Raw genomic sequence first — 24,732 nt, forward strand, 5'->3', positions numbered from 1 at the left:
CAGGAAGAATGAAGGAGAGCGCCATGCGCCGTGTTGTCGTGACGGGATTGGGAATCGTCTCATCCATCGGGAATAACGCTGAGGACGTTCTGGCGTCTCTGAAGGCCGGAACAAGCGGCATCGTTGCCAGCCCGGAAATGGCAGAGCATGGCTTTCGCAGTCGCGTCGCCGGTACGCTCAAGATTGACGTCTCCGAACATATCGACAAACGCACCCTGCGTTTCATGGGGCCCGGTGCCGCCTATGCGCATATCGCCATGGGTCAGGCTATTGCCGATGCCGGGCTGGATGAAGCGATGATTTCAAACCCGCGCACCGGGCTGGTGGCAGGCTCCGGTGGCCCCTCCACAAGTGCGATGCTCACCGCGCATGATGTCGTGAAAAACACTGGCGCAACCAAACGCATCGGCCCCTTTGCCGTGCCCAAATGTATGTCCTCGACGGTCAGCGCAAACCTCAGTACGGCCTATAAAATCAAGGGCATCAATTATTCGATCACCTCGGCCTGTTCGACCTCGCTGCACTGCATCGGCAATGCCGCAGAACAGATCATGATGGGCAAACAGGACGTGATGTTCGCAGGCGGTGGCGAGGAATTGGACTGGACGCTGTCCTGTCTGTTTGACGCCATGGGCGCGATGAGCAGCAAATATAACGACGCTCCGGAAACCGCGAGCCGCGCTTTTGACGCGAACCGGGACGGGTTTGTTATATCGGGCGGCGGCGGGATTGTGGTGCTGGAAGACCTCGACCATGCTTTGGCGCGCGGAGCCAGGATATACGCCGAAGTCACCGGCTATGCGGCCACATCAGACGGGCATGACATGGTCGCCCCCTCTGGCGAAGGGGGCGAGCGTGCCATGCGATTGGCGCTTTCCACGCTGCCCGAGGGGCGCAAAGTCGGCTATATCAACGCCCATGGCACATCGACGCCGGTGGGCGATGTTGGCGAGATCGAAGCGGTCCGCCGTGTGTTTGGCAAAGGCGCGACACCACCCGTCAGCTCGACCAAATCCATGACCGGTCACGCGCAGGGTGCTGCCGGTGCCTTGGAGGCCATTTTCAGCCTGCTGATGCTGGACAATGATTTCATCACCAAATCGATCAATGTGACGGAATTAGACCCCGCGCTGGATGCGAGCGAGATCGCGCTGGAGCGGGTTGACAATGCCGGGCTCGATTCTGTCATGACGAATTCATTTGGGTTCGGGGGCACAAACGGGTCCATGATCCTGTCGAAATATCTGAAATAAGAGGGCAGGCATGACGGGATTACTCGACGGGAAACGCGGGCTGATCATGGGCGTGGCCAATGAACGCTCCATCGCCTGGGGGATCGCCAAAGCGATGGCAGAGGCCGGAGCCGAGCTGGCATTTACCTATCAGGGCGAGGCTTTTGGGTCGCGCCTTGCCCCGCTTGCGGCATCGGTCGGCTCGGACTTCATGGTCGATGTGGATGTAACCGATGATGCCTCTCTGGACGCGGCTTTCGAGCAATTGAACGCGCGGTGGGAGACGCTTGATTTTGTCGTGCACGCCATTGCATTTTCGGACAAGAATGAGTTGACAGGGCGGTTCCTGAACACCAGCCGGGCGAACTTTAAACAAACCATGGACATCAGCGCCTATTCCTTTGTCGAAGTTGCGCGCCGTGCGCATCCGATGATGGTGGAGAAGGGCGGAACCTTGATGACGCTGACCTATCAGGGCAGCAATACGGTGGTGCCGAATTACAACGTCATGGGCGTGGCCAAGGCCGCCCTCGAAAGTGCGACGCGGTATCTTGCCAATGATCTTGGACCGGAGGGTATTCGCGTCAACGCGATTTCACCCGGCCCCATGAAGACACTGGCGGGCGCGGCCATTGGGGGCGCCCGCAAGACCTATAAGCACACGGATCAGAACGCACCGTTACGTTCCAACGCCACGTTGGCGGCGGTGGGGGGGACAGCTGTTTATCTGGCCTCGGACGCCGGGGCCTGCACGACGGGCGAGATCATCCGTGTGGACGGCGGCTATCATGTTTTGGGCATGCCGCAGGGCGAGAACATATAACCAAAGGTGGCCTGAAAGCCCACCTTACGGCGTAATTTCGCCATGGTTTCGCCACAATCGCGTTGCAGCATCGGGTCATGGAGTATTTTGCTGATCCCCGGAGCCTGCGTCAAATGCGGTATCGCCAGCGCGCCAAGCTTGCGCGCTCAGCCGGGCGCGTGCTGATGTTTTTGACCGCAATGCTGATGTCCGCCGCCCTTTGGTCAGACCCGGCCCTCCAGCCGAGACTTTCCCAAGCCCTGAAGGCTGCGCCAGCGGCAGTTGCAAACGCCGCGCAGCAGCGCGCCACTGGCCAAAGCGCTAGAGCGCATCCCGGTGCCAATCTAGTAGCAGCGGCCGCCTTTGATATTGAAAACGCGCAATTATTCGCTTCAACACCGTCATTCTCGGCCACCGACATAGACAGATAACGAACCGGCCCCGCCTGGCTCAGGCAATCGACATCAATTCGATATCAAAGATCAGATCCTGCCCGGCCAGGGCGTGATTGGCATCAATCGTGACCGTCGCCTCATCCAGCGCAACGACCATCACCTGCATGGCCTGACCATCCGGGGTCTGCACGTTCAATGATGTGCCTATATCCAGCGGCACTTCCGCCGGGATGCCTTCGCGCGGGACGGCCTGGCGCATTTCGGGATTGATCGGGCCATAGGCCTGATCGCAAGGCACCTGCACGGTCTTTTTGTCACCAACCTTCATGCCCGGTAACGCGACCTCCAATCCGGGGATGATATGCCCCGCGCCCACTTCGAATTCCAGCGGATCACGCCCTTCGGAGCTGTCGAATTTGGTGCCATCCAGCAGGGTTCCGGTATAGTGAATGCCAACGGTATCGCCCGATTTCACTTCGGTCATTGAAACTCCGATCATGTCTTGAAAATGGATGTGGGAGGCCACGGTCCTGCGCGGGTTCTCCTGAGATGGCCCCATCGTGCCTGCGCTGCCTGCGTGAGTAAAGCCAAAAACCACGCATTTGGCCCTTTTCGCGCGCGCTGTGGCGTGACAGTCTCGCCCTTGATCTGGATAGCGGAGCACCCCCATGCCCATCACCACCTGTGTCTTTGACGCCTACGGCACCCTGTTCGATGTAGCAGCCGCCGCGCGTCAGGCCGCCTCGGAGCCGGATTTCCCCGATCTCGCCGGTACATGGCCCCTGCTTGCCGAACATTGGCGTCAAAAACAGTTGCAATACACCTGGCTGCGCGCCGTTACCCATGCCCATGGCGATTTCTGGGATGTGACGCAAGAAGGTCTCGACTGGGCGCTGGAAAAAACCGGGCTGGATGGGGATGCGGCGCTGCGCGAACGCCTGCTCGCACTTTATTGGGAATTGCAAAGCTACGCGGAGGTGCCCGATATGCTCAGGCGTCTCAAAGCGGGCGGCATGGCGACGGCGATACTCTCAAATGGATCGCCCGATATGTTGGGCGGTGCCGTCTCATCGGCAGGCATTCAGGACCTGCTGGAGGACACGCTCTCAGTGGAAAGCGTGGGCGTGTTCAAACCCGATGCGCGGGTCTATGACCTGGTGAGCAAGCGGTTTGGCTGCGCAAAAAGCGAGGTCCTGTTTGTGTCCTCAAATGGTTGGGATGCGGCCTGTGCGACAGGCTATGGCTTCACCTCGGCCTGGGTCAACCGCGCAGGCGATCCGGTGGACCGTTTACCCTGGCGGCCTGCGCATATTCTGCCCGACCTGACGGGCATACCAGAACTGGCGGGGCTTTGATGGCGCATTTCACCACCTCCGACGGGCTGAACCTGCATTATACGCAAAGCGGCGACGGCGTCCCGGTGCTCTGCCTTGCGGGCCTGACCCGAACCACCGCGGATTTCGATTACATGACACCGTTTTTGCCCGATGTCCGTCTGATCAAGATGGATTATCGCGGGCGTGGGGCCTCGGATTGGGACCCAACGTGGCAGAATTACGCCCTGCCCGTGGAATGTCGCGATGTGATCGAACTGCTTGACCACCTTGGCCTTGGACAGGTCGCCATCATCGGCACCTCGCGCGGGGGGCTGAATGCGATGGGTCTGGCGGCGGGCGCAAAGGACCGCCTGCTCGGGGTCGCGCTGAATGACATCGGGCCGCTGATTGATCCCGAAGGGTTGTCCTTCATTGCGGGCTATCTGGGGCGTAATCCGGCGGCAAAAACCCATGCCGATGCCGCGCTTGCCATGCAACGGGCCTATGGCGGGTTTGTGGGCGTGCCGATGTCGCGCTGGATGGAAGAAGCGCAAAAGCATTTTCGCGCAACACCAAGCGGGTTGGAGATCACCTATGACCCCAAACTGCGCGATGCCATTGAGGCCCTGGGTGCACAGGCGGCACCGGATCTGTGGCCCTATTTCGATGCGCTTGAGGGGTTGCCGCTGGCCTGTATTCGGGGGGAGAACTCTGATCTGCTGAGTGCTCAGACGCTGGCCGAAATGGAACGCCGCAGACCAGATATGATCAGCGTCACCGTCCCCAATCGCGGCCACATCCCGTTTCTGGATGAACCTGAAGCCGTTGCGGCATTGCAAACATGGGTTAAAAAGCTGTCATGAATATTGAAATGATCCGCGCCGCCGCTCTGCGCTTGCAAGGTCACGCCAGGCGCACGCCCCTACTCTCTTCGCCGTTTCTGGATGACATCGCAGGCCGTCGGGTCTGGATCAAACCGGAATGTCTGCAACATACCGGCAGCTTCAAATTTCGCGGCGCGTGGTCGGCAGTTTCCGCTCTGCCTAAGGATGCCCTTGCGCGCGGTGTCATCGCCTTTTCCAGCGGCAATCACGCACAGGGCGTGGCGCTGGCCGCCCGGAAACATAGCACTTCCGCCGTAATCATCATGCCGCAAGACGCGCCAAAGGTGAAAATCGACAACACCCGCAGCCTCGGCGCAGAGGTCGTGCTTTATGATCGCGCGGCGGGCGAAGACCGCGATGCCATCGGAGCGCAAATTGTCGCCGAACGCGGTCTGACCTTGATCAAACCCTTTGATGATCCGCAAGTCATAGCAGGACAAGGCACCACGGGTCTTGAAATCGCCGCACAGGCGGCTGAGGTCGGCGTGCGCCAAGCCGATGTCATCGTGTGTTGTGGCGGCGGTGGGTTCTCCTCTGGTATCGCGCTGGCACTGGAAGCCGACGCGCCGGGCCTGCGCATGCGCCCGGCTGAACCCGAAGGCTTTGACGATGTGGCACGCTCGCTCAGATCGGGCAAGATCGAGCGCAACGCCAGCCTGTCGGGCAGCCTGTGTGACGCGATCATCACGCCGCAACCGGGGGATTTGACCTTTCCGATCCTCAAACGGCTGGCGGGTCCGGGAATGGTCGTAAGCGAAAATGAGGCGCTTATGGCGGTCGCACAGGCCTTCAACCGGTTGAAACTTGTGGCGGAACCCGGCGGGGCCGTTGCCCTTGCCGCCGCGCTTTTCCATTGTGCGGATATCAAGGGCGAAGACGTTATCGTCACGATATCGGGTGGCAATGTTGACGCCGCTGTGTTCCATCAAGCCTTGAAATCCACCGACCCGGCAACCCAACAAGGAGACGTCGCGTGAAACTGCTCGATCTCGGAGACGTCAGGCTGCATTACCGCGTGGACGGGCCGGATGATGGTGCACCCGTGGTCTTCGCCAATTCGCTGGGCACCGACCTGCGCCTGTGGGACCCGATCATGCCCCATCTGCCCGAGGGGCTGCGCCTTATCCGCTTTGACAAACGCGGGCACGGGCTGTCGACCTGCCCGCCGAGCCCCTATTCCATGGGCGCGTTGGTGACGGATACCGAGGCGCTTTTGGATCATCTTGGCGTCAAGGACTGCGTTTTCGTTGGGCTCTCCATTGGGGGCATGATCGCACAGGGCCTCGCTGTCAAACGGCTCGATATGATCCGCGCGATGGTGCTCTCCAACACCGCCGCCAAGATCGGCACGCCCGAGATCTGGCAGGATCGCATTGCGGGCGTGCAAAGCGGTGGTATCGAGAGCCTTGCCGATGCGGTCATGGAACGCTGGTTTTCCAAAGGGTTCCGCGCCACGCCGGAACTGGAACTGTGGCGCAATATGCTGACCCGACAGGAGGATCAGGGCTATATGGGCTGTTCGGCGGCGATTTCCGGCACGGATTTCTATGCCACCACGGCCAGCCTGCGCCTGCCCACGCTTGGCATCGCCGGTGCCGAGGACGGCTCCACCCCGCCCGATCTGGTGCGCGAAACCATCGATTTAATCCCCGGCAGCCAGTTTCACGTGATCCGCAAGGCCGGGCATTTGCCCTGCGTCGAACAGCCCGAAGAATACGCCGATATCCTGACGCGGTTCCTCAGGGAGGTCGGTCATGTCTAAGCCCCTGCGCACAGCCGGAGCGCTCTGATCCATGGCCGCCAGCGTTTTTGACAGCCCGCTTTACGCGCGCCTTTTCGACACGGGCGAGACGGGACGCTTGTTTTCGGATACTGCCGCCCTGCGCGCGATGCTGTTGGTGGAAGGCGCGCTCGCCAAGGCACAGGGCAAACACGGCGTCATCCCCGAGATCAGCGCCGCCGCCATTCACCGCGCCACCCTTGAAATCCAGATCGATCCCGGTGCGCTGGCCAAAGCAACCGGCGAAAACGGGGTGTGCATTCCGGGGCTGGTCGCGGCGTTTCGCGCGGAAATGAACGCGCCCGAACATGCGCAATATGTGCATTGGGGCGCGACGTCACAGGACATCATCGACACCGGTCTGATGCTGCGCCTGCGCCAGGCACTGGCTCTGGCCGAAGCCGATCTACGCACCATCCTCACCGCATTGGCCGATCAGGCCGAAAAACATGCCGACCTGCCCATGCCCGCACGCACCTACGGCCAACAGGCCACACCCACCAGTTGGGGCGCGGTTCTGGCAAGCTGGGGGGCGGCGCTGCTGGACGCGGTGGACGCATTGCCGGGGCTCCGAGAGCAGGCCTTGTGGGTGTCGCTGTCCGGCGCATCCGGCACCTCGGCGGCCCTTGGCCCCAAGGCGGCGCAGATCAGGGCCGACCTGGCACAAGGCCTCGGCCTTCGCGATCCCCATCGTTCCTGGCACATAGATCGCGGGCCCATCCTGCGCATCATCGCATGGATGGCGCAGGTCTGCGCAACATTGGCCGCCATCGGGCAGACGGTGATTGGCCTCAGCGCCAGCGAGGTACAGGAAGTGAGCCTTGGCGCAGCGGGTGCATCATCGACCATGCCACAAAAGCAAAACCCGGTACGCGCCAGCACGCTTGTGGCCCTGTCCACCCAAATCAGCGGGTTGCAGAGCACCTTGCAGATCGCCGCCACCCATCAGCATCAACGCGACGGGGCGGCCTGGTTCGCCGAATGGATGATCGTTCCACAAATCGCGCTGAGTACGGCTTGCGCCTTGCAACATGGCGTGGCGCTGGCACGGGACATACGCCCCAACCCCACGCGAATGGCGCAGGCCTTTGAACGGGGTCTCGATCTGGCGCATAGCGAGGCGCTCAGTTTTGCCCTGAGCCAGAGCATGTCCCGACCTAAAGCGCAGGCCGCCGTCAAAACCCTCTGCCAGGAAGCCCTGCGCTCCGGCACATCCCTGTCCAATTTGGCCCGCGCCCAATACCCCGATCTGCCTGCATCCCTGTTCGATCCACAAGCCCAACTCGGTGAAGCCCCCGCAGATACACGCGCTTTCGTGGCACGCGTCCGGGCGCTCTGAGGGAATGCGCCCGGCAGTCGTTTTCATCATGCTCACGGTCATGCTCGACGCGATGGGCATCGGGTTGATCATCCCGGTCATGCCCGATCTGATACAGGAAATTCAAGGCACGGGCCTGAGCAACGCGGCCCTCTGGGGCGGCGTTCTATCGACCACTTTCGCGGTGATGCAATTCATCTTTGGCCCTATCATCGGCGGGCTGTCGGACCGTTTCGGGCGCCGGCCCATCTTGCTGACCTCGCTGGTAGTCATGGCGCTGGATTACCTCCTCATGGCGGTGGCGGGCAGCATCGCCCTGCTGCTCATTGGCCGCATCGTCGGGGGCATTACGGCGGCTACGCAATCCACCGCCAACGCCTATATGGCCGATATTTCACGCCCCGAGGACCGCGCCGCAAATTTCGGGCTGGTCGGTGCCGCCTTTGGTCTGGGGTTTGTGCTTGGCCCCTTGCTGGGTGGTTTTCTCGCGGAATACGGGACGCGCGCGCCGTTTTACGCCGCCGCCGCATTAGCCGCCCTCAATGCCCTGTTCGGCTATTTCGTCTTGCGCGAAACCGTCACAAAAGACACGCAACGCCCCTTCCGCTGGGCGCGCGCCAACCCCCTGGGCAGCATCCGCCAATTGGGCCGTTTGCCCGGTGTCGGCGCGCTGCTGATCGTCTTTTTCCTCTATCAGGTGGCCTTTATGGTCTATCCTGCGATCTGGGCGTTTTTTGGCAAGGAACGATTCGGCTGGGACCCCGCCACCATAGGGCTCAGCCTTGCTCTTTTCGGCATCATGCTGGCCATTGTTCAGGGCGGCCTGATCCGCCCCGTGCTGCGGCTGCTGGGGGAACGCGGCACGGTGATCTATGGCCACTTCTTTGATATCGTCGCCTTTCTGGCGCTGGCCTTCGTGACCAACGGAACGCTGGCGCTCATCCTGACACCGCTGGCGGGACTGGCCGCGGTCATTACCCCCGCATTGCAAGGGATCATGTCCAAAGCCGTGGCCGCGGATGCGCAGGGCGAATTGCAAGGTGCGCTGACCTCTGCAAGCGCGCTGGCCATGATCCTCTCTCCCATGGTGATGACCAGCGTTTTCGCAAGTTTCACCAGCCCGGAGGCGACGGTATACCTGCCCGGCGCCCCGTTTATCCTATCCGCTGTGCTGATTGCTGCGGGGCTTGCGGTCTTCATCGCCTTCCCGCCCCGCCAATCGCCAAATCCAAAAGAGGTGCTTTAACGACACCTGATGTCGGATTGCGCCTTGCGCGTGCGATTGCGGCGCGGCACCTTCTGCAAAACGACACAAAACAGAAAGCCCGCGCCCCTATGCAAACCATCAAAGCCGCCGTTTGCCATAGCTTTGGCACGCCCCTCCAGATCGAAGACATCCAGTTGCGCGCCCCTGAAATGGGCGAGGTCGAAGTGACACTGGACGCTGTTGCGATTTGTCATTCCGATATTTCCTACGCCGAGGGGGCCTGGGGCGGGTCCCTGCCCGCGGTCTATGGGCATGAAGCAGCGGGGATCATCACCACCCTCGGTCCGGGTGTGCGGGGCTTGTCGCACGGCGATAGCGTCGTCGTCACCCTGATCCGCGCCTGTGGGACCTGCGGCAGTTGCGCGGGGGGTAAACCCACGCTGTGCGAAACGCCCTATGACGGCGATCATGGCCCGATCAAAACCGCAACGGGTGGCAAATTGCATCAGGCCATGGCCACCGGTGCCTTTGCGCAAAAGGTGGTGGTGGACCAAAAACAGGTGGTGCGGATCAGCCCCGATATCCCCAAGGACGCCGCCAGCCTGATTGCCTGCGGTGTTATCACCGGTGTGGGCGCCGTCGTGAACGCCGCCAACCTGCGCCCCGGCCAGGACGTCGTTGTGATCGGCGCGGGGGGTGTCGGCCTCAATGCGATCCAGGGTGCACGCATCAGCGGTGCGCGCCGCATCATCGCTGTCGACATGAGCGCGGATAAGCTGGCCACGGCCAAGGAGTTCGGCGCAACCCACGGGGTGCTGGCCACGGATGAAAAGCCTTGGAAACAAGCGATGAAGGCCTTGGGCGGGCGCGGCGCGGATGCCGTGATCGTGACCGTCGGGGCCATTCCCGCCTATGATCAGGCCCCGCGTTATCTGGCACAGGGGGGCAAGGTCGTCATGGTGGGCATGCCCCATTCGGACGCGTATTCCAGCTATGAGCCCGTTGTTCTGGCGGCTTTGGGTCAGGGGATGGTGGGCTCCAAGATGGGCGATGTCGTGATCCAGCGCGATATTCCCTGGATGGTCGATCTTTATGCGCAGGGACGCTTGAAACTGGATGAGCTGATCTCGGGCCGCTGGTCGCTCGATCAAATCAACGAGGCGATTGCCGATACCAAATCAGGCGGAGCCCGCCGCAATGTCATCATTTTCGATAGGTAACGCGTGCGACACCACGCCGTAAGGTGGGCTTTCAGGCCACCTTTGCGCCGCAAAAGGATCCCTCGATGAAACTCACCGACCTCGACATCATCATCACCGCCCCCCCGGCACCGGGGTGGGGCGGGCGCTATTGGATCCTGGTCAAACTCACCACGGATAACGGGATCGTCGGCTGGGGCGAATGCTACGCAGCCTCGGTCGGCCCTGACGCCATGTGCGCGGTCATCGAGGATGTATTCAACCGCCACATGGCCCATGAAAACCCCGAAAACATCGAATTGATGTTCCGTCGCGCCTATTCCTCGGGCTTCACACAACGCCCCGATCTGACGGTGATGGGCGCGTTTTCCGGCCTTGAAATCGCCTGTTGGGACATCTTGGGCAAAGCGCGCGACCGCCCTGTCTGGGCGCTGCTGGGGGGGCAAATGAATGATCGCATCCGCGCCTATACCTACCTCTACCCTGAGGCCGGACATGACATGGCCGCCTTCTGGACCTCCCCCGACATGGCCGCACAAAGCGCCGCCGCGATGGTGGCAAAAGGCTATACGGCGGTCAAATTTGACCCTGCTGGCCCCTATACCATGCGCGGTGGCCATATGCCGGGCATGCGCGATATCTCTCAATCCGTCGCCTTTTGCAAAGCCATCCGGGAGGCTGTGGGCGACCGGGCCGACCTGCTCTTTGGCACCCATGGTCAATTCAGCACGGCAGGCGCAATCCGGCTGGGCCAAGCGCTGGAGCCCTTCTCACCCCTCTGGTATGAGGAGCCGATCCCGCCAGATGCCGTCGAGGAAATGGCCAAAGTCGCGCGGGCCGTGCGCATCCCCGTGGCCACCGGCGAACGCCTGACAACCAAGGCGGAATTTGCGTCCATCCTACGCGCCGGGGCCGCCCATATCCTGCAACCCGCTCTGGGGCGCGCGGGCGGCATCTGGGAGGCGAAAAAAATCGCCATCCTCGCCGAAACCCATAACGCACAAATGGCCCCGCATCTTTATGCCGGTCCCGTTGAATGGGCGGCGAACATCCACTTGGCCGCCTCCATCCCCAATCTGCTGATGGCCGAAACCATAGAGACGCCCTTTCACGCCGCGCTGATCAGGAACACGATCCGGGTCGAGAACGGGTTCGTCACCCCGCCCGAAGCGCCCGGGCTGGGCATTGAGGTCGACGAAGACCTCGCCCGCGCGCATCCCTATACGGGCACCGGGCTGCATCTGGAGATGCGCGACGCACCGTGTGATTATGTGAACGGAAACGCTTTTGAGGGCGGTGCACCCGCCCCCAAGACATGATCAGGTACGCGACGCCTCAAAAGCCGCCCAAACCGCTTCGAACTGCGCGAAATCAATCTCTTTGCCCTTAACCGCGTCAAACACGATCTTTTCGGATTTGAACAGCTGCGCAATCGCATCGCTCAGACGCGGCACCACATCCGTTGGAATCACAACAGCCCCGTGCCGATCCGCATGCACCAACGCCCCCGGCGTAACCTTCATGCCGAAAATCTCCACCGGTTGATCATAATCGATCACATGCACGAACCCGTGGCTCGGACCAACCGAGCCAGCCACCACTGCAAACCCCTCCGGCAAATCGCCAAGGTCACGCATGACGCCATCCGTCAAAGCCCCCGATAAGCCAAACGCCTTGTGGATATTGGTGTTCACCTCACCCCAATAGGCACCGATCGCGTTTGGCACATCCATGTCCTGCACCACGGCCACGCCCGGACGCGGACCTTCGGCCATGTATTTATAATACCCCATACGGCGCGCCCGGATCACGTCGGGTGGCTCTTCGGGCGGGTTCACCGCCTGAATACGTGCCGTGCGGGCATAGCCGACCATCGCCGGGGCCGCAGGGTCCGAGGCGCGCATCGTGCCACGGGTGAAATCATCAAAACCCCGCTTGCCCTGCGCCACCTCAATCGCGTTGCAGACCGTCGGCGTATCCACCCGGCGCAGCAGGTCAAACAGCGGATCGGACATCACCGCGACCCCGCAAGTTTTGCCCCTTCCGAGAGGGCCTCCAGCTTGGCAAAGGCAATCTCGGGATCCACCGCACCGAACCCCGCAAAGGTCCCAAAGCCGCAATCCGATCCGGCGATCACCCGCTCGGCCCCCACGATCCCTGTGAAACGTTCAATCCGTTGAGCCACCAATTCGGGGTGTTCGACGAAATTGGTCGTGGTATCCACCACACCGGGCACCAATACCTTGGTGTCCGGAATATCGGCTTTGCGGTCGCGAAACACCGTCCATTCATGCGCGTGGCGCGGGTTGGAGGTTTCAAACAGCACATAGCGCGCCTTGGCCGACATCAGCGTGTCGAACACCTTATCCATGCCGATGTCACAGACATGCGGACCCTCGTAATTGCCCCAGCAAATGTGAATGCGGATGCACTCTTCGGGCACATCCTGCAAAGCATGGTTCAGCGCTTCGACATGCGCCCCGGCGATTTTCAGGAATTCCGCATCGCTCAGATCATTGAACAGCATGTGCCGCGACAACGCCAGATCGGGACAATCCAGTTGCACATCCAGCCCGGCGGCCACGATGGTCTGATATTCCTCGCGCATGGCATCCGCTAGGGCGGCCAGATAGGCCTCGCGGGTCTTGTAGAAGTCGTTTTGCAAAAACAGCGAAATCACACCGGGGCTGGCCGCATTCATGAACCCGCGTGTCGCACCGTGCTCGGCCATACCTGCCTTGAGGTTATCAATATCCTTTTGCAACTCGCCCTGCCCTTTGGATTTCACCGCGCCGGTACACATCGGGCGCGCATATTTCGGCGTACCACCATCATCGGCCAGGCGTTTGAGAAAGCTGGGGAATTTCTTGAGATCGGCCGGGGCGTTGCGCGGGCTATCTCCGGAAAAACCCGTATAGCGATCTTTGACATAGGTGGCATAGGAGATCTTGGACGTCTCCCCATCGCTGACGATGTCGATACCCGCCGCGACCTGTTTGGCGACCGTGTCGGATACTGCCACCGTCATCGCCGCATCGAATGCCGCCGGGTTATAGGGTTCCTCGCGCTCCCGCGCAAAAATGAAATCCACGGTTTCTTGTGTGCGGGGAAGGCTGCCGACGTGGGTGGTTGAGATACTCATGTGCCGCTCCATGTTGGGCCTGCCGGATCATCCGTGGCCAGAATATGAAAAAGGGATGCCTCGCCGGTCATGGACGGCACAGCCGTGTGCATCAACCCCGCCGGAACCGAGGCCGTGTCGCCCGGATTTAACGTCGCCTGCCCGCCTTCCCATATCAGTTTCCAATGCCCTTTCATCGGCATCAAAACGGAGGGTCGGTCATGCTGGTGCATCTCCTTGCTCGAGGACGCGCGGGTCAGAAAACCCACCTCGAACCCCGGTTTGTCCTGGATGATTCCTGTTTCGCCAATCACACAGCAAGGCGTTTTCTGCGCCATCGCCACCATGTCGTTGTAGCGGCGCACGCCAAATCCGACGACATCCATGGGGGAGAGTTCGGGATAATTCTGCAACTCTGCATCGCTCAAAACCGGCATGGGCTGCACACCTTCGGGTAGGGTCGCGCCCTTTTTGCTGTCATAAAGCTTGCCGTTTTGCCCCAGGATCAAGCCGTGATCTTTGGCGTCCTCGATCACCTGCGGTGCCCAGAGCACGCCGCCGCCCGCATCATCCCCGCCAAGAATGGCCATGATCATCCCATAATCCGTACCGATATTCTCAAAGCCGCGGAAAATGCCCGTGGGTATGTTGATGATATCGCCCTCTTCGAGGATTACCTCGCCCGCATCCCCCCACCGGCCCCAAAAAAACCGCCAACGCCCCTTGAGCACGAAAAACACCTCGGCTGTGCGGTGGCTGTGCAGCGAATTGCGGCATTTGGGCGGTTGCCCGGCGGCACCGATGTTGAACCCATGTGGGATGCCAATATGAACGTGCTGGTCGGGGCTTTCGGACACCCCGCCGCCGATGATCGTGAAGTTCTCCTTCTGATCGCTTCCGGGCGTATGCGCATCGATAAAGGCGGTTTTGCAGGGCATCAGATCGCCGTATCGCACGATCCGTTTTTCCATTTCGGCAGGTGTCATGTCGTCTCTCTTTCCAGTCTCTTCGCGCGCCAGCAGTGTTGCGAACGCGCGCTCATCCCGTGTGCAGCAAGATCTGTTTCCAGATCGTGGTTTCATCAAAAATCACATATTCCCGGCGCAGGCCCCAGGGCCCGAATTCCGCGTGACAGATGCCAAGCAGATAGATATCGGTCCCCGTGGGCGCACCGAACCGGCCCCACCCGCTGTGTTTGCCCGTGAGCGACCAGCGCAGCGCCGCACGCGGCGGCATCAAGGGATCATCGCGCCCGATCTGGTGGTCGATCTGAAATGTGGCATCGGGAAAAGACGCGCGCAGACCCATCCAGAATTGATCGACATCGCCGTGGCTGTGCCCGGTCATCCCGCCGGGGTATTCCACCTGCACCGCGCGGTCATATTCCAACGGGATCGCCGCCATATCCGCGCCCATGATACGGGTGATGATATCGGCGTATTTGGCACCCCATGCGTTGTCATTGCCGCGCCCTTTATAGGGTCCGGGCTGGTCCGTCGCGGGGTTTAGGGGCTGCGCGCAAGCCTCCGGGCCGCCTTCGCGCTCGATCAGGTCGGCGGCATAGGCCTTGGGCTCCCAGCCCAGTTGCCGCACAATCGCGCCCTGATCACGGATCAGCCATTCATCGTTGATCTGATTGTTGATCGCATGGCAATCCGCCATGATCCGATAGGTCAACCGTTTGCCCGTCGCCTGACCGTACACGCCGTCATGCATATGGGTCGCGGTGCTGAGCAGACGGTGGGAGGATAACATCCCCTCCTCCGGCGTGCCGGACCAGATCACATCCTCGCCCATGAGCGTGCGGTCGGGGAATTCGGCAAGCGTGGCCATGGTCGCGCCGATGACGTTTTGATTGCCGATGACGACCGAGGCCGGGGAACGCACCACGATATCGTCAGAATAATACTGGTGCAGGGTCGCGATACCGCGATCTTCCCAGATCTCGCGTGTGATCCCGATGATGTAATCGGGGAAATCCTTGAATTTCGGATCGAAGCCTTGCATGGCGGGCTACCTTTTTGGTTTGCGGGCAGAGCTGCGGATAATCAACGGACCATCAAGCGTGATCCGGCGGGGGGCGGCATCCTCATCGGACAAGCGCGCCAGAAGAGCGGCGACGGTGGCGGCCACCATTTGGTTTGCGGGCTGTCGAACGGTCGTCAGATCATAGCTGGGCCAATGGGACAGCGTCACGTCATCATACCCGACAACCGACACATCCTGCGGCACGCGCAAACCCAACTCATAACGCAACACATCCATCACGGCGAAGGCCATGTGGTCATTGGCCACGAATACCGCATCGGGGCGTTCCGGGGCGACGAACATTTCGCGGGCGGCGTTCTTCGCGGTCTCAAAATTGAAATTGCCGACACCGCGCGCAAACAGCCTGTGACCGGCTGCCTTTAGCCCGGCCATAAAACCGGCCTCGCGGTCAATCTGGGTCGAGGCCCCTTCCCAGCCCGCGATATGGGCGATGCGTTCATGCCCGCCCGCAATCAGGAAGTCCGCCAGCTTGCGCCCGCCCGCGACATTGTCCGATGTGACACTTGTCAGCCGTTCGTCATATTGGTGCCGGTTGAACAAGACGATGGGGATGCCGAGCCCCTCGCAGCGTTTCGTCAGATCATTGGACAGGCCCACCGAGGCCGCAATGATCGCGTCCACCTGATAATCGAGCAATTCGTCGATCACTGTCTGGGTCGCCGCGTGATCATTGGAGGCCATGAAGACCAGCACGTGATACCCTTCGGCTTGCAAGGCCTTGGAGAGGCGTTCAATGGCTTCGGGGTAGAACTGGTTCTCCAGATAGGCGACCACAAGGCCGATGATCCGGCTGCGCCCGGTGATCAGCGAGCGCGCCAGCACGTTGGGGCGATACCCCAGCGCCGCCGCCGCCTTGCGCACCTTGGCGGCCGTGGTTTTACTGACCGAGGCACCGGGGGTGAACACGCGGCTGACTGCCGAGCGGCTGACGCCTGCTTTTTCGGCCACGTCCAGTGAGGTCACCTTGCCCATCATCCCGCTGTCCAGCCGCCGTCGATCTTCAGCGATGTTCCGGTGATCATCCCCGAGGCATCCGAGGCCAGAAACAGCGCCGCCCCCATGATGTCCTCGACCTCGCCGACACGCGGCAATTTGATCTTCTCCATGATCCAGGCCAGCCGCTCAGGGTTGTTGAAAGTCACCGCAGACAATGGCGTGCGAATGAACGTCGGGCAGATGGTATTGATGCGGATGCCGGATTTGCCCCACTCGATGGCCATTGATTTGATCATACCTTCAAGCGCGTGTTTGGAGGCGCAATAGACCGCGCGATCAATGCCGCCGACATGGCCCATCTGGCTGGAAATGTGAATGATCGAGCCGGATTTTCCCGCCGCCATCAAGGCTTTGGCCGCATGGGCCGACAGGAAATAGGCCCCGCGCAGATTGACACCCATCACCGCATCGAAGTCTTCTGGCGTGGTCTCGATGGCGGGCGCATGGCGGGCGAGACCGGCCGAGTTGATGACGATATCAAACGGCTGCTCGAAGGCGGCGGGCAAGGCACCAGGATCCGCCTGATCCAGCGGCATCGCCTCCGCGGACCAGCCTTGAGCGGTCATTGCGCTCACGGAGGCCTCTAAAACATCCACGCGGCGCGCCGCACAAACCACATGCGCGCCCGCCTCGGCCAGCGCCACCGCACAGCCCAGACCGATGCCCGAGGACGCCCCCGTCACCAAGGCACGTTTGCCCTTCAGATCGAAAGTCGGTGTTCTTGGCAAATCCATTACAGAACCCTCCCCGTTTCGGGATCAAACCCAGCGCGGGCCTTGTTGAACTCGCGCAGACGCGCGAACACATCCACCCCGATCTGATCATACATGTGCAACAGGTCCACCAGCACCCAGTTTTCGCGGATCAGCCCGTTTTCGAGGCGCCAGAAATCCAAGGAGCGCATGGCGATCTTCTTGCCAGTCGGTGCGATGCCAAGCCACCCGCCGTGGGTTATGGATTGATACATGTCCGGCCAACCGGTGACGGCGGCGTAATTATGATCACCAAAGAAGTGGTATTCGATCTCATCCACACATTGCCCCCGATCCGGCATCCCGTTGAGAAACGGGATCTGGTGCCATTTACGAAACCCTTCGATGCCGCGCCCGGTACCAATGCCCGACGGTCCATACCAGCTCATGCGCGGATGCCAGAAGCGCTCCATCTCCATGACCTCCGCGCCACCTTGCGAGGGGTGGCGTTTGAGATGTTCCAGCATATCGATGATGTGCTCGCAAGTGGCGCGCCCTGCGGCATCGTCATAAGGCGCGGTAATGATACCGTCACAGGTGGCCGGTCCGGGGATATGCCATTCGCGCCCCAGGCTTGGGGTCATGGGCCAGGCGCGCGCCTGCATCATCACCTCGGGGATGTCCCAGAGCGCCTGCATCTCGACGAGCTTGCCGTCTTCGATCCGGTAAAACTCGTGAAACCGCATATGCGCGGCGTGACCGGTCGGGGGGATGTCGAGCCACGGTCCGGTGAATGTTCCAAGGTAAAACCCGCCGCATCCCACCCAATTCGCCCCTTCAGGCGTGGGTCCGGCCATGACGATGTGATCACGCCGTTCCAGATCTGGAAAGGCGCGTTCCAGCGGCGCGTAGACCCGGTCGACATAGGCATCCACTCCTTTGATGGTCTCAAAGGGAAAGGCGAGGTGAAACACCACCTCGGGGGCGCAAATATCATGCAGAACCACGCGTAGCTTGGCGAGGTCGAAGTCATACATCGCCGCCCGCAACGGCGCGATGCGCTCTTTCAGGTTTGAATAATGGTCCATGTCTTCTTTTGGCTCAAATACTCCGGGGGAGATGCCCTCCGGGCATCGGGGGCAGCGCCCCTACTCCGCTGCTTCTTGTGCCGGCGCGCCTGTCCCATAGGGGACGTTGATCCCGCCATAGCGTCTGACCCGCAGGTTGCATTGTTCCGCGTGGCCAACGAAGCCTTCGAGCATGCAAAGCCGCGAGCCATAGGCCCCGATTTCCGCCGCCGCCTCATCGGTCAGAATTTTCTGATAGCTGTGGGTTTTGAGGAATTTCCCGACCCAAAGCCCGCCGGTATAGCGCCCGGCCTTCTTGGTGGGGAGCGTGTGGTTCGTGCCGATCACCTTGTCACCATTCGCCACATTGGTGCGCGCCCCAAGAAACAGCGCGCCGTAACAGGTCATCTTCTCCAGAAACCAGTCATCGCGGTCGGTCATGACCTGCACGTGCTCAGAGGCGATGTCATCGGCAACAGTCAGCATCTCGTCATAGGTGTCACAGAGGATCACCTCTCCGTAATCTTCCCAGCTGACCTTCGCGGTATCCGCCGTCGGCAGGATTTCGAGGATACGGTCGATTTCCGTGAGCGTCGTATCCGCCAATTTGCGCGAGTTGGTGAGCAAGACAGCCGGGGAATTATACCCATGCTCCGCCTGCCCTAACAGGTCGGTGGCACAGATTTCAGCGTCCACCGTGTCATCCGCGATCACCATGGTTTCTGTCGGGCCCGCAAACAGATCAATGCCCACGCGCCCGAACAATTGCCGCTTGGCCTCAGCGACATAGGCGTTGCCCGGCCCTACGATCATATGCACCGGCTCGATTGTATCCGTGCCGATGGCCATCGCGCCAACGGCCTGAATACCGCCCATGACGTAGATCTCATGCGCGCCCCCCAGATGCATCGCGGCGATCACGGCTGGGTTCGGCTTGCCCTTGAAGGGCGGCGTGCAAGCGATGATGCGCGGCACTTTGGCGACGCTGGCGGTGGCCACTGACATATGTGCGCTGGCCACCATCGGGAATTTGCCGCCTGGCACATAACAGCCGACCGATTGCACCGGAATATTTTTATGTCCGAGGATCACGCCGGGCATGGTTTCGACCTCGATGTCGAGCATGCTGTCGCGTTGGGCCTGAGCGAAATTACGCACCTGTTCCTGCGCAAAGCGAATGTCCGCCATCTCGCGCGGGGTTAGCTGTGCCATCAGCTCATCGATCTCTGCCGCGCTGAGCTTGAAAGAGGGCGGGGAATAGGCGTCGAATTTCTCTGACAATTCCCGCACAGCCGCATCCCCGCGCGCCTCAATATCCGCCAGTATCGCTTCGACCGAAGCACGCGTCTTGGCATCATCATCGGCGCGTTCAGACGCAGGTTTGCCGGTTTTCAAATACTCAATGGTCACTTTGCAAACTCCTTATTGCTCAGGGCGTGGTGGCGTTTTTTCGCCCCGGTCAAAGGCCTCCCAGCCCTCCCCCTGAAAGACATCGCGACCCAGTTGGGCCAATACATGCGGGAAATCGACCATCACCCAATTGTCGGTAATGCGTCCTTCCTCGACCTTCCAGAAATCCATATAAAGGATTTCGATACGTTTGCCGGTGGGGGCGATCCCCATGAATTCACCGGCATGGGTCGCCTCCTGCCGTCCGAAAGCCGCCGCCCATTCGCCCATGTAAAGGCGTGCTTCATCAACACAAACCTTGTCCGAAAACGCCGCCTGAAACGGGCGTTGCCAGTTGTCTTGGAACTCTTGCACGCCGGTTTTGCGGCCACAGCCCTGGTTGCCCATCCAGCGGAAGCTTTCGGCAAAAAACGCGCCAATGTCGTCGATACGGTGATCGTTCAACCCATCCACCATGCCCTCGATGACAGCACGGGTTTGATCGGTCTTGCTCATATCCGTGTCGCGGGTCAGGGTGGCTTGCTCGGGGCGGGATCCCTTCATGATGGTATCACTCCAAAAGTGCATATTTGAGGAACAATGAAGAACAGGTCATCCTTTGACTGCGCCTGCCGTTAGTCCGGAGACGATCTGGCGTTGGAACACCATGACCAGGAGGAACAGGGGAGCGGTGATCGAGACCGCCGCGGCCACCGCTTCGACCTGATCCGTGGTGGTAGTTTCGCGGTTGAAATACCCCGCAATGGCCGGGACCATCGTCTGGTTTTGCGCATCCAGCAGCAGAGAGGTGACGAGGAAATCATTGTAGCCCAGAAGGAAGCTGAACAGACCCGTGGTGATGACGCCCGGCCACATCACCGGCATGATCACCCGGCGAAAGGCCTGGAAATGGCTACATCCATCCACGCGGGCGGCCTCATCAAGTTCGGCGGGGATGTTCTGAAAAAACGAGCGCAGCATCCAGATGGTGAAGGGCTGGTTGATCGAGACCAACACCGCGATGACGGCCCAGGGTTGACCGTAGAGCGTTGGGGCACCGTCGCCAAAGAAGGGGCGCAGGATTTCCGAAGAGTTGATGAAAACCGGCAGGTATCCGGCCACAAGAACGGAGTGTGGCAAGGCGCGGAACACAAGCGCGAGGATCAGCAGCCAGAACGCCAGGTCAGAGCCGGAGCGGGCCAGACCGTAGCCCGCCAATGTCCCGACGGTCAGGGAGATAGTAACAACGCCCGCCGTGACCAGCATGGAATTCAGGAAGTTGCGGTAGAATTCGTTTTCGCCCCAGACCGCCACGTAATGTTGCGTTGTCAGCCCCAGCACGGGGGTCCCCAGCGGGCCAAGGAGGCTGTTCAGCGCACCAAGGATCAGCGGCAGAAGGCCAAAGAAGATCAAGACAAAAGCGACCGCATAGAGTACCGCACCAAAGACCCATCCGAGGATTATCAGGCTCGGCGGGCTGAATTTTTGCACAAGTGCTGGTAATTTGGTGAAGGTCCAGCGGATGGCGAAGAATATCACCATAAGACCGAGGGCAATGTCGATCACCGACAACCCATCGCCTCCGGCGCGCGTGGCGGGGCCAAAGATCACATCCCAAGGGCTCGCGGCGAATGCGTCCACGGGGGATTTAAAGCTCATCACCGCGATCCAGAAGATCGGGAAGGCCGCGAGTACACACCAGAAGGCGAGAAAGGCACCCGAGGAAAGACGCAGTGCGAGCGATTGCTGCATGGCTTTGGAGGTGGACATCAGTGTGCGCTCCCTTTGTGGTCACGCCAGGTGCGGCGCAGTGGCAGGATCAGCAAAAATACGATCCCGATCATCGTTAGCATAGCCGAGGCCGAAGCGCGGCTGATCGCGCGGTTGCCTGCATCATCCGGTGTCATGAAATCATAGGTCAGCCATTGCAGCGAGATCACATGCGCCTGACTGCGGAAGCCGACGATCTCCTCGAACACGCGGTAACAATCCATCAGGTGGATCAGCGCGATGAATACAATGAGCGGCATCAGATGCGGTATGATGACATGGCGCAGGCGCTCCCAGCGGCTGGCCCCATCGATCACCGCGGATTCCAGCGTGTCCATATTCACGGTTTGCAAACCCGCGTAGAAGATCACAAAAGCAAAAGGAGCGACGTGCCAGACCCGGTAGAAATACATCAGTAGTTCGATGGTCCAGGCCTGGGCGAACATGGAGATATTCGTGCCCGTCCAACGCTCCATCATGGCGGTCAGGATACCGTCACCCACAAACAGCCAGTAGATTGAGAGCGACCCGATCACCGGCGTGATAATGAAGGGCAGCAGCGACACGAAAATGACGGGACCGCGGATCGTGCGGCTGGCATTGTTGACGGCCAGCGCGATCGCCAGCCCCACACCGATCACCAGCGGCAAGGTCAGCAGCGTAAAAGAGAGCGTGAATCGCAGGGCCTTCCAGAAATCGATCTGCATGATGTCATTCCAGCTGCCGTTACCCACGGCCTCCCAGAATTTATCCATTTGCAAAACGTTGCGATAGCTTTGCAAACCCACCCAGGCCGTTTGGGTCATGGTTTTGCCATTGTCATCCAGCACCGGGATGGTTTTGGTCTCGGTCGTGCAGGTCTGTGTGAGGAATCCGGGCGTGCAGGTTTCAACCTCCACCCGTTCCAGAATGGGCTGCGTGACCTGAAAACTCTGGATGAAAACACTGACCAAGGGGGCCGCGATGAACAGCAACATCATAAAGACTGACGGGCCGACGAAGGCTGCGAATGTCTTGAACTTCATGGGGCGCTCCTCGCGGCAAACCGCATTGGGATGGGTCCGGAATGGCTTTGCAAACTGTGCATTTACAGGTTTTGCAAAGCCTTCAAAGGGGCACCGGCCGGGATGTTTACCCCGGCCAGCGCGGTTGTTATTTCAAGACACCCGCTTCCTTGGCGGAGGTCGTATAGGCTTCCTCAATGGCCACCAATGTCGCCTCTGCGTCACGATCTCCGGTCAAAAAGGCAGGTAGTTCGTTGCCAAGCGCCGTGTGCATCAGACCCATCTGCGTGGTCGAGGGATAGGCCGGTGGCGCGGGTGTTGCCATCGCTGTGGCAATCGCACCTGCGGCGATGTCCGTGGGCTCGTAGCCCTGCACCAGCCAGATCGCCGCTTCATTTGCGCCCTGCACGGTCTCCGCGTCCAGCCCTTCCATGGCCAAGCGGAAAGCCGCGTCGGCCTCTTCATCTGAGATGTTCTTGGCGATCACGATACCGTCCCACCAGAGCGTCGTCGCGGGCGCGCCGCCCGCAACGGCCGTGGGTGCTGCGGCCATGGCGACCTTGCCGACAACCTGGCTTTCAGCGGCATCATCCATCGCACCGGCACGGCTTGCCCAGAGGTTCGCCATGGCGATCTTGCCTTGTTGAAACTGCTGCTGCACATAGGTGGAGTCGCTTACCAGCACTTCGGGATCGGTAAAGGCGAGCGCCTTCTGCATTGTCGCCAGCGCCTGCAAACCCGCCTCGGAATTCACCGCCGCCGTATTGTCATCGTTGAAGAACTTCCCGCCAAAACCCGGATACATGTTCACGAATTCCTGGGCGATATTCCACCCGGATTTCATCGTTGCCCCCAGCGGGTAATCGACCACGCCTGCCGCCTGGATCTTTTCCGCCGCGGCATATACCTCGTCCCAACTTGTCGGCACCTCAATGCCAAGATCGGCCAGAATGTCAGAGCGGTACATCAAATGCTGCGTATTCACCATCATGGCGACGGCCATGATCTCGCCGTTAATGCGGATCAATTGGTTCGGCGTCAGGTTCTGGCCATATTTGGCGACCAGATCGTCAAGCGGACGGATTGTTCCGGCATTGATCAGCGGCGTGATCGTCCCGTTTGAGACACCTCCGATTTGATAAAGCGATGGGTTCGCCTCAAAGGCGGCAGGCTGTTTCGTACGAAATTCCTGATCCAGTTCGGCCTGGAAATTTCCACATTCGGCCATAGCATCCGTGACGGCCTTCCAGGCTTCAAAGCCTGCCGACAGCGATTTGATCGGCACGGTATTCTCATATGAACAGGCTGCAAATGCAGCCCCGCCCATGAGCGAAAACGCCCCCGCCAGTGCGATTTTCTTCAAAAACATATGCAAACTCCCTCTTGCGTATTACTTGGGTGCATCTTGCAAGGCTGCACCCTCTTGTTGGCCCCGCTTTGGGGGGTCACTTTTCAGGTCGCGTCGATGCGCGTCCCACTCTCCTTGTCGAACAAATGACAGATCGCGACCGGCACGTTGAACGAGATCATATCCCCGATTTTGGCGCGAAACTCCTTATGTGCTTTGACCGACACCAACTGCCCGCCGGCGCGCACCGTGAGCATCGTCGCATCGCCCAGAAGCTCGATGGTGTAGATTGGTGCCATGATCTGACCCGCGCTGCCTTCGGCCAGGGTCGCATCTTCGGCCCGAAACCCAAGCGTCACTGGGCCGTCTGCGCCCGGCAACCCCGCAATCGACACCTTGTCGCCGCTGAATGTCCCTCCGCTCAGCGTGCCATCCATCAGGTTCATCGCCGGGCTGCCGATAAAGCTGGCCACAAATGTATTTGCCGGGTGATCGTAAATATCTGTCGGCGTGCCGACCTGCTGCACCTTGCCCTGCTTCATCACGACAACCCGGTCGGCCAGCGTCATGGCTTCGATCTGGTCATGGGTCACATAAACGGTGGTCACTTTGAGCTCGTGACTGAGGTTCTTGATCTGCGCGCGTGTGGAGACGCGCAGCTTTGCGTCAAGGTTCGAAAGCGGCTCATCCATCAGGAACACATTGGGCTCACGCACAATCGCCCGCGCAAGGGCCACTCGCTGGCGTTGGCCTCCAGAAAGTTCTGCCGGTTTGCGGTGCAGGAATTCGTCAAGCTCCACCATGGCGGAGGCCCGGCGGACCCGCTCGTCATGTTCGTTTTCCGGTACTTTCCGGACCTTCAGCGGAAAACGAATATTGTCGTAAACATTCATGTTCGGGTAAAGGCCATAGGATTGGAACACCATAGCGACATCGCGGTCCTTTGGGTCCAGATCGTTGACCACCTTACCATCAATGATGATCTCACCCTCTGTGGCGTCCTCAAGACCCGCAATCATCCGCATCGTCGTCGTCTTGCCGCATCCCGAAGGACCGAGCAGCACGAGGAATTCCTGGTCTGCAATCGTGAGGTCGAAATTGTCCACCCCGACAAAGCTACCCCACCGCTTGTTGATGTTTCGCAGTTGAATTTCGGCCATGAT

24 protein-coding genes are annotated in these 24,732 nt (G+C 60.4%); 10 read left to right on the plus strand and 14 right to left on the minus strand.

The features are described 5' to 3' along the window. The first annotated feature begins 23 nt into the window (after positions 1-23). Positions 24-1,253 (plus strand): beta-ketoacyl-ACP synthase I, encoded by a 1,230-nt coding sequence (fabB, locus tag ROLI_RS15685; RefSeq protein WP_187429426.1) that lies wholly within the window; start codon positions 24-26, stop codon positions 1,251-1,253. Positions 1,254-1,263: 10 nt separating this feature from the next. After that, positions 1,264-2,055: an enoyl-ACP reductase gene (locus ROLI_RS15690; RefSeq protein WP_187429427.1), complete on the plus strand. Its 792-nt coding sequence runs from the start codon at positions 1,264-1,266 to the stop codon at positions 2,053-2,055. Between the two features lie 429 nt (positions 2,056-2,484). Here the strand turns inward: ROLI_RS15690 and ROLI_RS15695 are convergent, their stop codons facing one another. After that, the gene (locus ROLI_RS15695) at positions 2,485-2,913 is read right to left on the minus strand and encodes a peptidylprolyl isomerase (protein WP_187429429.1); all 429 of its coding nucleotides are present in this window, start codon (positions 2,911-2,913) and stop codon (positions 2,485-2,487) included. A gap of 184 nt (positions 2,914-3,097) precedes the next feature. Between ROLI_RS15695 and ROLI_RS15700 the strand changes: the two genes are divergently transcribed. The 8 genes from ROLI_RS15700 (at position 3,098) to ROLI_RS15735 (ending at position 11,452) form a co-directional block, all read left to right on the plus strand. Beyond that, positions 3,098-3,784 (plus strand): haloacid dehalogenase type II, encoded by a 687-nt coding sequence (locus tag ROLI_RS15700; protein ID WP_187429430.1) that lies wholly within the window; start codon positions 3,098-3,100, stop codon positions 3,782-3,784. Next, a complete protein-coding gene (locus ROLI_RS15705; protein WP_187429431.1) occupies positions 3,784-4,608 on the plus strand; it encodes an alpha/beta fold hydrolase in 825 nt (274 codons plus the stop codon). The genes ROLI_RS15700 and ROLI_RS15705 overlap by 1 nt, the downstream gene beginning before the upstream one ends. After that, on the plus strand, positions 4,605-5,606 hold the full coding sequence (locus ROLI_RS15710) for a threonine/serine dehydratase (RefSeq protein ID WP_187429432.1): 1,002 nt from the start codon (positions 4,605-4,607) through the stop codon (positions 5,604-5,606). Before ROLI_RS15705 ends, ROLI_RS15710 begins: the two co-directional genes overlap by 4 nt. Beyond that, entirely contained in the window at positions 5,603-6,391 is a 789-nt protein-coding gene (gene pcaD, locus ROLI_RS15715; RefSeq protein ID WP_187429433.1) for a 3-oxoadipate enol-lactonase, read from the plus strand. The genes ROLI_RS15710 and pcaD overlap by 4 nt, the downstream gene beginning before the upstream one ends. A 31-nt stretch (positions 6,392-6,422) precedes the next feature. Then, positions 6,423-7,748 (plus strand): lyase family protein, encoded by a 1,326-nt coding sequence (locus ROLI_RS15720; RefSeq protein ID WP_187429434.1) that lies wholly within the window; start codon positions 6,423-6,425, stop codon positions 7,746-7,748. A 4-nt stretch (positions 7,749-7,752) separates the two neighbouring features. Further along, on the plus strand, positions 7,753-8,973 hold the full coding sequence (locus tag ROLI_RS15725; RefSeq protein WP_187429435.1) for a TCR/Tet family MFS transporter: 1,221 nt from the start codon (positions 7,753-7,755) through the stop codon (positions 8,971-8,973). An 89-nt stretch (positions 8,974-9,062) separates the two neighbouring features. Continuing rightward, on the plus strand, positions 9,063-10,154 hold the full coding sequence (locus ROLI_RS15730; RefSeq protein ID WP_187429436.1) for a zinc-binding dehydrogenase: 1,092 nt from the start codon (positions 9,063-9,065) through the stop codon (positions 10,152-10,154). Positions 10,155-10,219: 65 nt separating this feature from the next. After that, the gene (locus ROLI_RS15735; RefSeq protein ID WP_187429437.1) at positions 10,220-11,452 is read left to right on the plus strand and encodes a mandelate racemase/muconate lactonizing enzyme family protein; all 1,233 of its coding nucleotides are present in this window, start codon (positions 10,220-10,222) and stop codon (positions 11,450-11,452) included. Here the strand turns inward: ROLI_RS15735 and ROLI_RS15740 are convergent, their stop codons facing one another. The 13 genes from ROLI_RS15740 to ROLI_RS15800 all read right to left on the minus strand — a co-directional run bounded on the left by ROLI_RS15740 (position 11,453) and on the right by ROLI_RS15800 (position 24,729). Further along, positions 11,453-12,148: an RraA family protein gene (locus ROLI_RS15740; protein ID WP_187429438.1), complete on the minus strand. Its 696-nt coding sequence runs from the start codon at positions 12,146-12,148 to the stop codon at positions 11,453-11,455. Next, positions 12,148-13,275, minus strand: a complete 1,128-nt coding sequence (locus ROLI_RS15745; RefSeq protein WP_187429439.1) for a cobalamin-independent methionine synthase II family protein — start codon at positions 13,273-13,275, stop codon at positions 12,148-12,150. The genes ROLI_RS15740 and ROLI_RS15745 overlap by 1 nt, the downstream gene beginning before the upstream one ends. Next, on the minus strand, positions 13,272-14,240 hold the full coding sequence (locus ROLI_RS15750; protein ID WP_187429440.1) for a cupin domain-containing protein: 969 nt from the start codon (positions 14,238-14,240) through the stop codon (positions 13,272-13,274). Before ROLI_RS15750 ends, ROLI_RS15745 begins: the two co-directional genes overlap by 4 nt. Positions 14,241-14,292: 52 nt before the next feature. Beyond that, a complete protein-coding gene (locus ROLI_RS15755) occupies positions 14,293-15,261 on the minus strand; it encodes an ester cyclase (protein WP_187429441.1) in 969 nt (322 codons plus the stop codon). A 6-nt stretch (positions 15,262-15,267) separates the two neighbouring features. Continuing rightward, positions 15,268-16,275, minus strand: a complete 1,008-nt coding sequence (locus ROLI_RS15760) for a LacI family DNA-binding transcriptional regulator (RefSeq protein ID WP_187429484.1) — start codon at positions 16,273-16,275, stop codon at positions 15,268-15,270. Continuing rightward, entirely contained in the window at positions 16,275-17,033 is a 759-nt protein-coding gene (locus ROLI_RS15765) for an SDR family NAD(P)-dependent oxidoreductase (protein WP_187429442.1), read from the minus strand. Before ROLI_RS15765 ends, ROLI_RS15760 begins: the two co-directional genes overlap by 1 nt. Then, positions 17,033-18,079: an ester cyclase gene (locus ROLI_RS15770; protein ID WP_222869451.1), complete on the minus strand. Its 1,047-nt coding sequence runs from the start codon at positions 18,077-18,079 to the stop codon at positions 17,033-17,035. The genes ROLI_RS15765 and ROLI_RS15770 overlap by 1 nt, the downstream gene beginning before the upstream one ends. Before the next feature lie 60 nt (positions 18,080-18,139). Beyond that, positions 18,140-19,468: a histidinol dehydrogenase gene (hisD, locus tag ROLI_RS15775; protein WP_187429443.1), complete on the minus strand. Its 1,329-nt coding sequence runs from the start codon at positions 19,466-19,468 to the stop codon at positions 18,140-18,142. A gap of 12 nt (positions 19,469-19,480) precedes the next feature. Further along, a complete protein-coding gene (locus tag ROLI_RS15780; protein WP_187429444.1) occupies positions 19,481-20,011 on the minus strand; it encodes an ester cyclase in 531 nt (176 codons plus the stop codon). 48 nt (positions 20,012-20,059) lie between these two features. After that, positions 20,060-21,217: a carbohydrate ABC transporter permease gene (locus tag ROLI_RS15785; protein ID WP_187429445.1), complete on the minus strand. Its 1,158-nt coding sequence runs from the start codon at positions 21,215-21,217 to the stop codon at positions 20,060-20,062. Beyond that, positions 21,217-22,242 carry a carbohydrate ABC transporter permease gene (locus ROLI_RS15790; RefSeq protein ID WP_187429446.1) on the minus strand — a complete coding sequence of 342 codons (1,026 nt, stop codon included), beginning with the start codon at positions 22,240-22,242 and terminating at the stop codon, positions 21,217-21,219. Before ROLI_RS15790 ends, ROLI_RS15785 begins: the two co-directional genes overlap by 1 nt. Before the next feature lie 127 nt (positions 22,243-22,369). Then, entirely contained in the window at positions 22,370-23,590 is a 1,221-nt protein-coding gene (locus ROLI_RS15795) for an ABC transporter substrate-binding protein (protein ID WP_187429447.1), read from the minus strand. A gap of 83 nt (positions 23,591-23,673) precedes the next feature. Further along, positions 23,674-24,729: an ABC transporter ATP-binding protein gene (locus tag ROLI_RS15800; RefSeq protein WP_187429448.1), complete on the minus strand. Its 1,056-nt coding sequence runs from the start codon at positions 24,727-24,729 to the stop codon at positions 23,674-23,676. Positions 24,730-24,732: the final 3 nt, after the last annotated feature.

This window comes from Roseobacter fucihabitans (genome assembly GCF_014337925.2).
In the GTDB taxonomy this organism is placed as follows: Bacteria; Pseudomonadota; Alphaproteobacteria; order Rhodobacterales; family Rhodobacteraceae; genus Roseobacter; species Roseobacter fucihabitans.